The organism is Cupriavidus sp. HY129 (assembly GCF_059492215.1).
Genome location: NZ_CP083254.1, coordinates 3447980 through 3460716, shown reverse-complemented (window position 1 = coordinate 3460716; position 12737 = coordinate 3447980). Strand labels below are relative to the sequence as shown.

The 12737-nt window shown below is 61.6% G+C and carries 13 protein-coding genes; all 13 read left to right on the top strand.

Annotated elements, in window-relative coordinates; translation table 11 throughout:
* Positions 1-120: 120 nt before the first annotated feature.
* The 13 genes from K6G35_RS15925 to atpG all read left to right on the top strand — a co-directional run bounded on the left by K6G35_RS15925 (position 121) and on the right by atpG (position 12706).
* Positions 121-1140, top strand: coding sequence for a Bug family tripartite tricarboxylate transporter substrate binding protein (locus tag K6G35_RS15925; RefSeq protein ID WP_186425461.1), 1020 nt, complete (start codon positions 121-123; stop codon positions 1138-1140).
* 3 nt (positions 1141-1143) lie between these two features.
* Entirely contained in the window at positions 1144-2022 is an 879-nt protein-coding gene (locus K6G35_RS15920; RefSeq protein WP_495675926.1) for an N-formylglutamate amidohydrolase, read from the top strand.
* A gap of 237 nt (positions 2023-2259) precedes the next feature.
* Positions 2260-4224, top strand: a complete 1965-nt coding sequence (gene mnmG, locus K6G35_RS15915; protein WP_186425459.1) for a tRNA uridine-5-carboxymethylaminomethyl(34) synthesis enzyme MnmG — start codon at positions 2260-2262, stop codon at positions 4222-4224.
* On the top strand, positions 4225-4932 hold the full coding sequence (gene rsmG / locus K6G35_RS15910) for a 16S rRNA (guanine(527)-N(7))-methyltransferase RsmG (RefSeq protein WP_186425458.1): 708 nt from the start codon (positions 4225-4227) through the stop codon (positions 4930-4932).
* 71 nt (positions 4933-5003) lie between these two features.
* The gene (locus K6G35_RS15905) at positions 5004-5777 is read left to right on the top strand and encodes a ParA family protein (protein WP_008650166.1); all 774 of its coding nucleotides are present in this window, start codon (positions 5004-5006) and stop codon (positions 5775-5777) included.
* Between the two features lie 45 nt (positions 5778-5822).
* A complete protein-coding gene (locus K6G35_RS15900; protein WP_029306859.1) occupies positions 5823-6716 on the top strand; it encodes a ParB/RepB/Spo0J family partition protein in 894 nt (297 codons plus the stop codon).
* Between the two features lie 367 nt (positions 6717-7083).
* Entirely contained in the window at positions 7084-7626 is a 543-nt protein-coding gene (locus K6G35_RS15895; RefSeq protein WP_495675925.1) for an ATP synthase subunit I, read from the top strand.
* Positions 7627-7860: 234 nt separating this feature from the next.
* Positions 7861-8730 (top strand): F0F1 ATP synthase subunit A, encoded by an 870-nt coding sequence (gene atpB / locus K6G35_RS15890; protein WP_024569221.1) that lies wholly within the window; start codon positions 7861-7863, stop codon positions 8728-8730.
* A 61-nt stretch (positions 8731-8791) separates the two neighbouring features.
* The gene (gene atpE / locus K6G35_RS15885; protein ID WP_008650162.1) at positions 8792-9058 is read left to right on the top strand and encodes a F0F1 ATP synthase subunit C; all 267 of its coding nucleotides are present in this window, start codon (positions 8792-8794) and stop codon (positions 9056-9058) included.
* A 105-nt stretch (positions 9059-9163) separates the two neighbouring features.
* On the top strand, positions 9164-9634 hold the full coding sequence (locus K6G35_RS15880) for a F0F1 ATP synthase subunit B (protein WP_008650161.1): 471 nt from the start codon (positions 9164-9166) through the stop codon (positions 9632-9634).
* Between the two features lie 2 nt (positions 9635-9636).
* Positions 9637-10179, top strand: coding sequence for a F0F1 ATP synthase subunit delta (locus K6G35_RS15875; RefSeq protein ID WP_008650160.1), 543 nt, complete (start codon positions 9637-9639; stop codon positions 10177-10179).
* 39 nt (positions 10180-10218) lie between these two features.
* Positions 10219-11760 (top strand): F0F1 ATP synthase subunit alpha, encoded by a 1542-nt coding sequence (gene atpA, locus K6G35_RS15870; protein ID WP_008650159.1) that lies wholly within the window; start codon positions 10219-10221, stop codon positions 11758-11760.
* 70 nt (positions 11761-11830) lie between these two features.
* On the top strand, positions 11831-12706 hold the full coding sequence (gene atpG, locus K6G35_RS15865) for a F0F1 ATP synthase subunit gamma (RefSeq protein ID WP_008650158.1): 876 nt from the start codon (positions 11831-11833) through the stop codon (positions 12704-12706).
* Positions 12707-12737: the final 31 nt, after the last annotated feature.

Below are 12737 nucleotides of genomic sequence, written 5' to 3'. Positions count from 1 at the left end.
CCTAGGATGATCTTTGGTAATGGAAGCGTGCAATATAGTCGTTTGTGCAGGGCCGGTAAACTCCCGACACTCGCTGCTCGGTACCCCGAAATTCGAGAACGAGAAGAGGAGTTTGATCAGATGACCCGAGTCCGCAATGCTGCCAGCACGCGCCGGCATTTCCTGCTTTCCACCGCCGTGTCCGCTGCAGTGGGTACGCTTGCCACGGTTGGTTTGACGGCGTCGGCGTTCGCGCAATCCAACTATCCAAACAAGCCGATCCGCCTGGTTGTGCCATTCGCCGCGGGTGGCTCGACGGATCTGTCGGCGCGTCTCGTTGCGGAGTTCGCAGGGCGTGAGCTGGGGCAGACCATCGTCGTCGACAACAAGGGCGGGGCCGGCGGTTCGATCGGCATGGAGCAAGTGGCACGTGCCACGCCGGACGGCTACACGATCGGCATGGCCACGGTCAGCACGCACGGGTCCAACCCGGCGGTCTATCCGAAGCTCGGCTATGACCCGATCAAGGACTTCGCTCCGGTGACCAACGTAGTGGCGATTCCGAGTGTGTTCGCCGTACATCCGAGCGTGCCCGCCAAGACAATGCAGGAATTCATCGCCCTGGCGAAGGCGCACCCGGGCAAGTACACGTTCGCATCGCCGGGCGCGGGGTCGCTGGGTCATGTGAACATCGAGAACTTCATGATGCTGGCCAAGATCGATCTGCTGCATGTGCCGTACAAGGGCGCGGGTCTGGCGCTCAACGATGCGGTGGCGGGACAGGTCAATGCGATCACCGACAACCTGTCGTCGACGCTTCCCCACGTGAAAGCGGGCCGGCTGCGTGCGCTGGCGGTGCTCGGGGCGCAGCGGTCGGCACAGTTGCCCAATGTGCCGACCTATGCCGAACTCGGTTTCAAGGACATGGGTGAGGGCGGCTGGTTCGGCATCGTCGCGCCGGCCGGTACGCCCCAGCCGGTGATCGACAAGCTGAATGCCGCAATCCACAAGGCCATGCAGAACCCCGAGTTCAAGCGGAAGGTGGAGGAGTCGGGTGGCACGCTGGTGCCGACGACGCCTGACCAGTTCAAGGCGCAAATCCAGCAATCGATCGCCCGCTACGCCCGTGTGGTCAAGGCCGCCAACATCAAGCTGGACTAAGCCATGACGACGTTTGAAGCAGTGCGGGGCGACGCGCCGGTGGGGCCGTTCCTCTTGTTTGCGCCCGAAGGCGCGGCGTTGCCGCTGGTCTGTGACTCGCCACATAGCGGCATCCACTACCCGACGGACTTCGGTGCGGCCGTGCCTCTGCAGCGGCTGCGTGGCGGGGAAGATACGCATATCGATGCGTTGTGGTCCGCCATCCCGAAGGTCGGCGGCACGCTGATTGGGGCGACCTTTCCGCGCGTTTATATCGACCCAAACCGGATGCTCGACGATCTGGATCCGGAGTTGCTGGCAACATCCTGGCCGACACCCCTGTCGCCTGGGGAGAAGACCAGGCTCGGCTACGGTCTGGTCTGGCGCAATATCGATGCTGCCACCCCGATCTACGATCGTAAGCTGACAGTGGACGAGGTGCGGACCCGAATCGATCGCTATTACCGTCCGTACCATGCGGCGCTGTCGACAGCGGTGGAGTCTGCGTACGCGCGCTTCGGCGCGGTTTGGCATCTGAACCTGCACTCGATGCCGAACAATGCCTATGAGCGCCTGAAGATCCAGAGCCCGCATCCGTTGGCTGACTTCGTGCTCGGGGACCGGGACGGGACCACCTGCGAGCCGGGTATCGTCGATCTGGTCGAGCGGGAGTTGAGGGGCATGGGCTACACCGTCGCACGTAATGACCCGTACAAGGGCGTGCAGCTGATCGCGCAGATTGGCCGCCCGGCCGAGCGGCGCAATAGTCTGCAGATTGAGATCCGGCGGCCGCTGTATATGGATGAAGCCAGCAAGGTGCCGAATGCTGGTTTCGAAACCCTGCAGCGAGACCTGGGTGTGCTGAGCGGGAAGGTGGCGGCATACATCCGGAGCCAGATCTGAGGGCACGTTTCACGTGAAACATGTGAGGCAAAGTAGGGCAGAGGGAAGGCCCCGCGGAAGCGGGGCCTTCTTCTTTTGGCTCGGGAGTGTTTCACGTGAAACACACTTTGCCTCGCCAGGTACCGCACACGCCATGTTTCACGTGAAACATCGTGTCCAACCGAAGGCGGGGAATCGATTGCCGCTATAATTCGACATCCCGATTTTTCCCGCCCAGCCTCCCGGAGGAGGTGTCCCATGCTTTACCCGAAAGAATTCGACGTCATAGTCGTCGGCGGTGGTCACGCCGGCACCGAAGCAGCCCTTGCCGCCGCGCGCATGGGCTGCCAGACGCTGCTTCTGAGCCACAACATCGAAACGTTGGGGCAGATGAGCTGCAATCCGTCGATCGGTGGCATCGGCAAGGGGCATCTGGTCAAGGAAGTGGACGCCATGGGCGGCGCGATGGCTGCCGCCACCGATGAGGCGGGCATCCAGTTCCGCATCCTGAACTCCAGCAAGGGCCCGGCCGTTCGGGCGACCCGTGCCCAGGCGGACCGAGTGCTGTATCGCAAGGCCATCCGGACGCGGCTGGAGAACCAGCCAAACCTGATGCTGTTCCAGCAGGCCGTGGATGACCTGATGGTGGAGGGTGACCGCGTGGTCGGTGCTCGTACCCAGGTTGGCATCGACTTTCGCGCGCGCGCGGTGGTGCTGACGGCTGGTACCTTCCTGGACGGCAAGATCCACGTTGGCCTCGATAACTACACGGGCGGTCGTGCGGGCGACCCTGCAGCCGTGTCGTTGTCGGCGCGTCTCAAGGAACTGAAACTGCCGCAAGGTCGCCTGAAGACCGGTACGCCGCCGCGCATTGACGGCCGCACGATCGATTTTTCGGTGATGGAAGAGCAGCCCGGCGACCTGGACCCGGTGCCGGTGTTCTCGTTCCTGGGCCGTCCGGAGCAACATCCGCAACAACTGCCGTGCTGGATTACCCATACCAATAGCCGTACCCACGATGTCATCCGCGGCGGCCTTGATCGCTCGCCGATGTACACCGGTGTGATCGAAGGGGTAGGGCCGCGCTACTGCCCGAGCATCGAGGACAAGATCCATCGCTTTGCCAGCAAGGAAAGCCATCAGATCTTCCTGGAGCCAGAAGGGCTGACGACCAACGAGTTCTATCCGAACGGCATCTCGACGAGCCTGCCTTTCGACGTACAGCTTGAGCTTGTTCACTCGATTCGAGGACTGGAGAACGCACATATCCTGCGTCCGGGCTATGCGATCGAGTATGACTACTTCGACCCGCGCGGGTTGAAGTCGTCGCTGGAGAGCAAGGCAATTGAGGGGTTGTTCTTCGCCGGCCAGATTAATGGCACGACCGGCTACGAGGAAGCGGCGGCGCAGGGTCTGCTGGCCGGGATCAACGCCGGTTGCTACGTACGCGAACGCGACGCCTGGACGCCGCGCCGCGACCAGGCATATCTCGGTGTGCTGGTCGATGACCTGATCACGCGAGGCGTGACCGAGCCATACCGCATGTTCACCAGCCGTGCGGAGTTCCGCCTGAGCCTTCGCGAGGACAACGCGGACATGCGTCTGACCGAAATCGGTCGCGAACTCGGTGTGGTGGACGATGTGCGCTGGGATGCCTTCAATCGGAAGCGCGACGCTGTTTCACGTGAAACAGAGCGACTCAAGAGCACCTGGGTCAATCCGACCTTGTTGCCCGAGGCTGACGCCGTCCCGCTGCTCGGTAAGGGCATCGAACGCGAATACTCGCTCGCAGACCTGCTGCGCCGTCCCGAAGTCCGTTATGAGGCGCTTGTCGCGCTGCAGGATGGCCGCTTTGCACCGGAAGCGCCGCTCGACGAAGACAAGATGCTTGCCGAGCAGATTCGCGAGCAGATCGAGATCGGTATCAAGTACCACGGCTATATCGCACGCCAGGCTGCCGAAGTGGACAAGCTTGAAGCCAACGAGTCGACCAAGCTGCCGCCGAACTTCGACTATACCGAGGTGCGTGGCCTGGGCTTCGAGGTGAGCCAGAAGCTGAACCAGCATCGCCCGGAAACGCTGGGTCAGGCTTCGCGTATCTCCGGCGTGACGCCTGCGGCTATCTCGCTGCTGTTGGTACACCTGAAGAAGAAGGGCATGGGGCGCGCCGCGACCCAGACATCGGCAACCCCGGTGGCCGGCAATGGACAGGAGGCTGCCTGAGTGGGTGGTTCCCGACATTTCGCGGTCGACGACGCCGCGCAACGCCGCCGGCTCGAAGCCGGACTGAACGCGATCGGGCTGGCACTGACGCCAGCCCAGATCGATACGCTTTTTGCGTACCTGACGCTGCTCCGCAAATGGAATGGCGTCTACAACCTAACCGCGATTCGTCATCCTGACGAAATGCTCACGCATCATCTGCTCGATTCGCTGACGGCTGTCCCGGCGTTGGCCGAAGCCGCTCGCTCCGCAAACGTGGCACAGGGCGCGCGGGGCAGGGTGCTCGACGTCGGCTCGGGCGGTGGGATGCCGGGCATGCCGCTGGCGATCTCGTGCCCGGATGTGTCGGTGCTGATGGTCGACATCGTGCAGAAAAAGACCGCATTCCTGACGCAGTGCCGTGCCCAGTTGCACCTGACCAATGCGGCCGCCCACTGGGGGCCTGTGGAAAAGATCGACGACGCGCAGGGCTATGCCGTGATCACCTCGCGAGCATTCGCAGAATTGACCGATTTCGTGACGTTGTCCGGGCACCTGCTGGCGCCGGGCGGAAAGCTGATCGCCATGAAGGGAGTTTATCCGCAGGCGGAGATCGATCGCATGGAAGCGGCCGGTCTGATGGCTGACTGGCAGGTGGAAGCGGTACCGAAACTGGTAGTACCTGAGCTCGATGTGGAACGGCACCTTGTTGTGCTGTCCCGGCGTTGAAATCGGTTGGGTAATTTATTGAGCACATGTTCCGCATGGCGGAATTGTGCACTGAGGAGCTGCAAGCGCATATGGCCAAGGTATTCGTGATCGCAAACCAGAAGGGCGGCGTCGGCAAAACCACCACCACGGTGAACCTGGCCGCCGGCCTTGCAGCGCAGGACCAGCGCGTCTTGCTGGTCGACCTTGATCCGCAGGGCAATGCCTCGATGGGGTCGGGCATCGACAAGCAGGCGCTGGAACACAGCGTGTACCAGGTACTGGTGGGGCTCGCCACGGTCCCCGAGGCGCGCCAGCGATCCGAATCGGGGCGCTATGACGTGCTGCCTGCCAACCGTGAACTGGCTGGTGCCGAAGTGGAACTGGTCGAGCTCGACCAGCGCGAACGTCGGCTCAAGCAGGCGCTGGCTGAAGTCGATGAGGAATACGACTTCGTGCTGATCGATTGCCCGCCGTCGCTGTCGCTGCTGACGCTGAACGGCCTGTGCGCGGCGCACGGTGTGATCGTGCCGATGCAGTGCGAGTACTTCGCGCTCGAAGGACTGTCGGACCTCGTCAACACGATCAAGCAGGTACATGCGAACCTGAATCGCGACCTCAAGGTGATCGGGTTGCTGCGCGTCATGTTCGATCCGCGCGTGACGCTGCAGCAGCAGGTGTCGGCCCAACTCGAGGCCCACTTCGGCGACAAGGTATTCAAGACTGTGATTCCGCGTAATGTGCGTCTGGCCGAAGCGCCTTCCTATGGCATGCCGGGCGTGGCGTTCGATGCCTCGTCCAAGGGCGCGAAGGCGTATCTCGATTTCGGCGCGGAGATGATCGCGCGCGTGCGACAGCTCGGCTGAGCACGTCACTGAAACAGCAGGGAAGGGACAGCAAGGATGGCGACGATGAGTACCGCAAAGAAGAAGGGACTGGGTCGGGGGCTGGAAGCACTGCTCGGCGGCCCTGCAGAGATCGTTGAAACCTCGAAGCAGGAGGGTGCGCCGTCTGTGCTGCGCGTCGATCAGCTTCAGCCTGGCAAGTACCAGCCGCGCACGCGCATGGACGAAGGCGCGCTCCAGGAACTGGCCGCGAGCATTCGCGCTCAGGGGCTGATGCAGCCGATTCTGGTGCGCCGCGTGGCCGAGCCTGATCGCTACGAGATCATCGCCGGTGAGCGCCGCTACCGCGCTTCGAAGCTTGCGGGTCTCGACAAGGTGCCGGTGCTCGTGAAGGACGTCGCCGACGAGGCTGCGGCCGCCATGGCGCTGATCGAGAACATCCAGCGTGAAGACCTGAACCCGCTGGAAGAGGCGCAAGGCATCATGCGCCTGATCCGCGAATTCCGTTTCACGCACGAGCAGGCGGCCGAATCCGTGGGTCGCTCGCGCAGTGCGGTATCGAATCTGCTGCGTCTGCTCAATCTTGCCGCACCTGTCCAGACCATGCTGATGGCTGGCGATCTCGACATGGGACACGCGCGCGCGTTGCTGGCTGTCGACGGCGCGAATCAGATCACGCTGGCCAACCAGATCGTCAACAAACGGTTGTCCGTGCGCGAGACCGAGAAGCTGGTGGCATCGACGCTCAAGCCGTTTGATCTGAAGTCCCTGAAGCAGAAGTCGGGCAATGGCACACGCGATGTGGCGCGGCTCGAAGAAGAGCTTTCCGATACGCTGGGCCTGTCTGTGCAGATCAAGCTCGGCGCGCGTGGCAAGGGCCAGCTCACGATTCACTTCGCCAGCAACGACGCACTGGACGGTGTGCTCACGCGCCTGCGCGAACCGCAGGCCAGCGCCTAACCTGTTCCATACATTCCGGCAACCTATTCCTTGCGGTTGCCGGAAGGTTGTCGGTCTCGCGCGACACGTATACAGCGTTCCGCTGATCTGCGCGATTACCGAACGCCGTCGACGGGAATAGCGGTCGTGCAGTCGCTGACGGATCCGACATCATGCGCGCCAATGCTGGCGCAATCCAATTACGTTTCAGATCGTTGCGGCGCAATATCCGGCCAGCCATCATGAAGGCGTGATAGCAGCCGTTGTGCGAAATTCACTGCAAGCAATCTGAAAGCAGATTGACTGATGTTAGCGATTCCTAATAGAATCGTGCGGTTTGAATTCTGGCCGGGCCTGAAAAGTTCCGGCCTGGAATGAGGCAGGGCAGGTGGTGGTTCGAGACCGTCAGCAGGACCGTTCGCAAGCCGGCAAGGCGTCCGGAAACGATCGTCGAGATGAGCGCCAGCAAGACGCGTGGCGTGACGACGATTGGGATGATAGCGCCGAGCGCGAGGAAGTAGCTGTCGATCCGCTGTCACATGCTGAAGCGGTGAAGCTGCTTGGCGAGCGTGCGTTGCGTCCATCGCGCATGACGCCCGGCAAGGTGGTACTGGCACAGGTCGCCGTGACGCTGTTGTCGGCGCTTGCTTGGGCGATATTCGCGCATGAGCATGCGCCGTCGGGCTGGTCGGCCTTGCTCGGCGGCATGGTGTGTGTGATCCCCAGTGGCTTCTTTGCGTTGCGCCTGTGGATGTCGCGCAGGCAGCCGACGGTTGGCGGCCTGGTGGCCGGCGAGGCAATCAAGGTGTTCAGTACCGTCGCACTGTTCGTGCTGGTGGTGGTGCTGTACCGCGATCTGCGCTGGATACCGATGCTCGTCACGTTCTTGCTGGTGTTGAAGACTTACTGGGTGGCGCTCGCAATTCGCTAGGCGGTGCGGGCACTGGTTGCAGATGAGGCAACCCCCGGGGAAATCAAGAGGTTTCAAGCGCGATGCGTCACAACGGTGCCGTGTCGCGTGACTAAGGTTTGCCAAGAATAACTAGTCGTCCTTGCTCCATGCGGTGACCGGTCATGTGACCGAAGGCTAAGCAAGACGTGTACCGGGAGTCGGCCGAAGGCGGGTTTCCGATGTCAGATTTCGCAATATACGGTTCGTTTCGACATGTCAGCTGAAGCTACTCAAGGCGCGGAGCACGTGCTCACACCCTCAGGCTATATCGCCGAACACTTGCAGAACTTTAATTCGGTCGGCGGCAAGCAGCATTCCGTGGTCGATTTCAGTGTCCTGAACTACGACACTGTGTTCTGGTCGGTGCTGTGCGGCGTGATCGCCATCCTGTTCCTCTACATGGCCGCTCGCCGTGTGACGGCCGGCGTGCCGGGCCGTTTCCAGGCCTTCGTGGAAATGATCGTCGAGATGGTGGACGACCAGGCCAAGGGAATCATTCACGGCGACCGCTCGTGGATCGCTCCGCTCGCGCTGATGGTGTTCTGCTGGATCACCATGATGAACGCGATCGACTTGATCCCTGTGGATTGGGTCACCGGCCTGAACGGTCTGCTGGGCATCTTCCACATCCATCTTCCGCACCACCGCGCAGTGGCCACGGCCGACCTGAACGGCACGCTGGGCATGTCGTGCTCGGTTCTGGTGCTGATGATCTACTACAGCTTCAAGATCAAGGGCGCGGGCGGCTTCATGCACGAACTGTTCTCGGCCCCGTTCGGCGCCAAGTGGTATCTGGCCCCGTTCAACCTGATCCTGAACATCATCGAATTCCTGGCCAAGGCCGTTTCGCTCGGCATGCGGTTGTTCGGCAACATGTACGCCGGCGAACTCGTGTTCCTGCTGATCGCGCTGCTGGGTTCCATCTGGACGTTTAGTGCTGATCTGAGCGCGCTGGGCTTCGTTGGACATGTGGTTGCCGGTACCGTCTGGGCCATCTTCCACATCCTGATCGTTCTGCTGCAGGCATTCATTTTCATGATGCTGACGCTGGTGTATATCGGCCAGGCTCACGATCACCACTGATTTTCGGTTTTTGGTTTTTTGGTTTTTTGGTTCTAAGTCTCTCTAAATTAAAGGAGTCATCATGCAAGCATATCTCGCCAACATCCAGGGTCTGACCGCTATCGGTATCGGCATCATCATCGGTCTGGGCGCTATCGGCGCCTGCCTGGGTATCGCCCTGATGGGTGGCAAGTACATCGAAGCGTGCGCACGTCAGCCTGAGCTGATGAACCCGCTGCAAACCAAGATGTTCCTGCTGGCTGGCCTGATCGACGCTGCATTCCTGATCGGTGTGGGTGTTGCAATGCTGTTCGCCTTCGCCAACCCGCTGCTGTCCGTCATTCAGTAAGTCTTTTCGGTCTGCATGATGCTGACGGGCGGCGTGGGCCTCAGTCCGATGGCCTGGCCGCCCTTGTGCATTTATCTGTAGTTTGATTACCGAAAGGAACACACCATGAATCTGAACGCAACGTTTTTTGCGCAGATGGTCGTGTTCTTCATCCTGTGGTGGGTTGTTGCCAAATTCATTTGGCCGCCGCTGGTGAAGGCGCTCGACGAACGCGCAAAGAAGATCGCCGATGGCCTCGCCGCTGCCGAAAAAGGCAAGGCGGAGCTTGAACTCGCCAACAAGCGTGTGGACCAGGCTATGGCCGAAGCCCGCACCGAAGGCGCCCAACGTGTGGCCGACGCTGAAAAGCGTGCCCAGTTGACTGCCGACGAGATCAAGCAGAACGCCCAGGCAGAAGCCGCACGCATCATCGCTCAGGCCAAGGCCGAAGCAGAACAGCAAGTGACCCGCGCGCGTGAATCGCTGCGCGACCAGGTCGCTGTGCTGGCCGTGAAGGGTGCAGAGCAGATCCTCAAGCGTGAAGTGAACGCGCAGGTCCACGCAGACCTGCTCAATCAACTCAAGGCTGAGCTCTAATCATGGCTGAAACCGCAACCATTGCCCGTCCCTACGCGGAGGCGCTCTTCCGCGTCGCCAGTGAAGCCGGTGCAGGCAACCTGGGTGCATGGTCCGAGCTGGTGTCGGAAATGGGGCAGGTTGCCGCCAATCCCGACATGCAGGCGCTCGCCACCGACCCGAACATTTCCGGCGACAAGCTCGAGGAAGTGTTCCTGTCGGTGCTGAAGAGCCCGGTCAACGACGAAGCTCGCCGCTTCGTGAAGCTGCTGGTGGAAAACAGCCGCCTGACAGCGTTGCCGGAAATCGCCGAACAGTTCCATGCGCTCAAGAACGCCCGCGAGGGCTCGTCCGATGTCGAGATCACCAGTGCATTCCCGCTGGACGCCTCGCAGACGAACGAACTGGTCGCCGCACTCGAACGCAAGTTCGGCCGCAAGCTGTACGCAAAGGTGGCGGTGGACCCGTCGCTGATCGGTGGCGTAAGCGTCAAGGTCGGTGACGAAGTGCTCGACACCTCCGTGCGCTCGCGTCTGGCTGCCATGCAAGCCGCGCTGACCGCCTGACCGCAACGGCCGACGGATTGAAGAATTAGGAGCATTGTGATGCAACTGAACCCCTCAGAAATCAGCGAGCTGATCAAGTCCCGCATCTCGGGTCTTGGCGCCGACGCTGAAGTGCGCAACACCGGCACGGTAATTTCCGTGACCGATGGTATCTGCCGCGTGCACGGCCTGTCCGGCGTGATGCAGGGCGAGATGCTGGAATTCCCGGGTAACACCTACGGCCTGGCACTGAACCTCGAGCGCGACTCGGTGGGTGCCGTGGTTCTGGGTGAGTACGAACACATTTCGGAAGGCGATACGGTCAAATGTACCGGCCGCATTCTGGAAGTGCCGGTTGGCAAGGAACTGCTGGGCCGCGTGGTGAACACGCTGGGTCAGCCGATCGACGGCAAGGGCCCGATCAACGCCAAGGAAACGGACGTGATCGAGAAGGTCGCTCCGGGCGTGATCGCGCGTCAGTCGGTGAGCCAGCCGGTGCAGACCGGTCTGAAGTCGATCGACGCGATGGTGCCGATCGGCCGTGGCCAGCGTGAGCTGATCATTGGCGACCGCCAGACCGGCAAGACCGCCGTGGCCGTCGACTCGATCATCAACCAGAAGGGCAAGGGCGTCTTCTGCGTGTACGTGGCAATCGGCCAGAAGGCTTCGACGATCTCCAACGTGGTGCGCAAGCTGGAAGAGCACGGCGCCATGGAGTACACGATCGTCGTGGCCGCAACGGCTTCGGACTCGGCCGCCATGCAGTACCTGGCTGCCTACGCCGGCTGCACGATGGGCGAGTACTTCCGCGACCGCGGTGAAGACGCGCTGATCGTTTATGACGATCTGACGAAGCAGGCCTGGGCCTACCGTCAGGTGTCGCTGCTGCTGCGCCGCCCGCCGGGCCGCGAAGCCTACCCTGGCGACGTGTTCTACCTGCACTCGCGTCTGCTCGAGCGCGCTGCCCGCGTGAACGAAGACTACGTGGCCAAGTTCACGAACGGCGCCGTTACCGGCAAGACCGGTTCGCTGACCGCGCTGCCCGTGATCGAAACGCAGGCTGGTGACGTGTCCGCATTCGTGCCGACCAACGTGATCTCGATTACCGACGGTCAGATCTTCCTGGAAACCGACCTGTTCAACGCCGGTATCCGCCCCGCTATCAACGCCGGTATTTCGGTGTCGCGTGTGGGTGGTGCAGCGCAGACCAAGGTCGTCAAGAAGCTGTCCGGTGGTATCCGTACCGACTTGGCCCAGTACCGTGAACTGGCTGCGTTCGCGCAGTTTGCTTCGGACCTGGACGACGCTACCCGCAAGCAGCTCGAGCGCGGCCGCCGCGTGACCGAACTGCTCAAGCAGCCGCAATACCAGCCGCTGCAGGTGTGGCAGCTCGCCGCGTCGCTGTATGCCGCCAACAACGGCTTCCTCGACAACGTCGACGTGAAGGACATTCTGCCGTTCGAGAAGGGCCTGCACGACCACCTGAAGACCAAGTTCGCCGACCTCGTCAACCGCATCGAAGATACCAAGGATCTGTCGAAGGAAGACGAAGCCGCCCTGCGTGCAGCGATCGAGGATTTCAGGAAGTCCGCCGCGTTCTAACCGCGTGATTCCATGTGTTGCGCCGGGCGCGCCGTAAGGCGCGTGGCGCGGCACAAGTGGAGAGGAAGATATGGCCGGAACGAAAGAGATTCGAACCAAGATCAAGAGCGTGCAAAACACGCGCAAGATCACCAAGGCGATGGAGATGGTCGCCGCATCCAAGATGCGCAAGGCGCAGGAACGGATGCGCAACGCCCGCCCCTACGCCGAGAAAGTGCGGAATATCGCGGCGCACCTGGCCTCTGCCAACCCCGAGTTCAAGCATCCGTTCATGGTGGCACGCGACGTCAAGCGCGCCGGCATGATCGTGGTGACGACCGACAAGGGTCTGTGCGGTGGCCTGAACACCAACGTGCTGCGCGCGGTGACCAACGAACTGAAAGACCTGCAGGGCCAGGGCGTGAACGTGCAAGCGACCGCCATCGGTACCAAGGGCATGCAGTTCCTGGGTCGCATCGGCGCCAAGGTGGTCTCGCATGTGGTGCAGCTGGGTGACACCCCGCATCTGGAAAAGCTGATCGGCGCGATCAAGGTTCAGCTTGACGCCTATACCAACGGCGAAGTCGACGCGGTGTACTTGGCATATACCAAGTTCATCAACACGATGAAGCAGGAGCCGATGGTCGAGCAACTGCTGCCGCTGGCAGCGGACAAGCTGAGCCAGACCGAAGATGAAAAGCGCGCCTACTCGTGGGATTACATCTACGAGCCCGACGCCCAGACCGTTGTGGAAGAGCTGCTCGTCCGCTACGTCGAAGCGCTGGTGTACCAGGCCGTGGCCGAGAACATGGCGTCGGAGCAATCCGCGCGTATGGTGGCCATGAAGGCTGCATCCGACAACGCCAAGAACGTGATCGGCGAACTGCAACTGGTCTACAACAAGACCCGTCAGGCAGCGATTACGAAGGAACTGTCGGAAATCGTCAGCGGTGCCGCTGCGGTCTAAGGCGTCAAGAATTCAAGCTATCGGAGATACG

Bases quoted from the DNA above. Each gene is read 5' to 3' on its own strand.
- K6G35_RS15925 (WP_186425461.1), top strand. From the start codon at position 121: ATGACCCGAGTCCGCAATGCTGCCAGCACGCGCCGGCATTTCCTGCTT.
- K6G35_RS15920 (WP_495675926.1), top strand. From the start codon at position 1,144: ATGACGACGTTTGAAGCAGTGCGGGGCGACGCGCCGGTGGGGCCGTTC.
- mnmG (WP_186425459.1), top strand. From the start codon at position 2,260: ATGCTTTACCCGAAAGAATTCGACGTCATAGTCGTCGGCGGTGGTCAC.
- K6G35_RS15905 (WP_008650166.1), top strand. From the start codon at position 5,004: ATGGCCAAGGTATTCGTGATCGCAAACCAGAAGGGCGGCGTCGGCAAA.
- K6G35_RS15900 (WP_029306859.1), top strand. From the start codon at position 5,823: ATGAGTACCGCAAAGAAGAAGGGACTGGGTCGGGGGCTGGAAGCACTG.
- atpB (WP_024569221.1), top strand. From the start codon at position 7,861: ATGTCAGCTGAAGCTACTCAAGGCGCGGAGCACGTGCTCACACCCTCA.
- atpE (WP_008650162.1), top strand. From the start codon at position 8,792: ATGCAAGCATATCTCGCCAACATCCAGGGTCTGACCGCTATCGGTATC.
- K6G35_RS15880 (WP_008650161.1), top strand. From the start codon at position 9,164: ATGAATCTGAACGCAACGTTTTTTGCGCAGATGGTCGTGTTCTTCATC.
- K6G35_RS15875 (WP_008650160.1), top strand. From the start codon at position 9,637: ATGGCTGAAACCGCAACCATTGCCCGTCCCTACGCGGAGGCGCTCTTC.
- atpA (WP_008650159.1), top strand. From the start codon at position 10,219: ATGCAACTGAACCCCTCAGAAATCAGCGAGCTGATCAAGTCCCGCATC.
- atpG (WP_008650158.1), top strand. From the start codon at position 11,831: ATGGCCGGAACGAAAGAGATTCGAACCAAGATCAAGAGCGTGCAAAAC.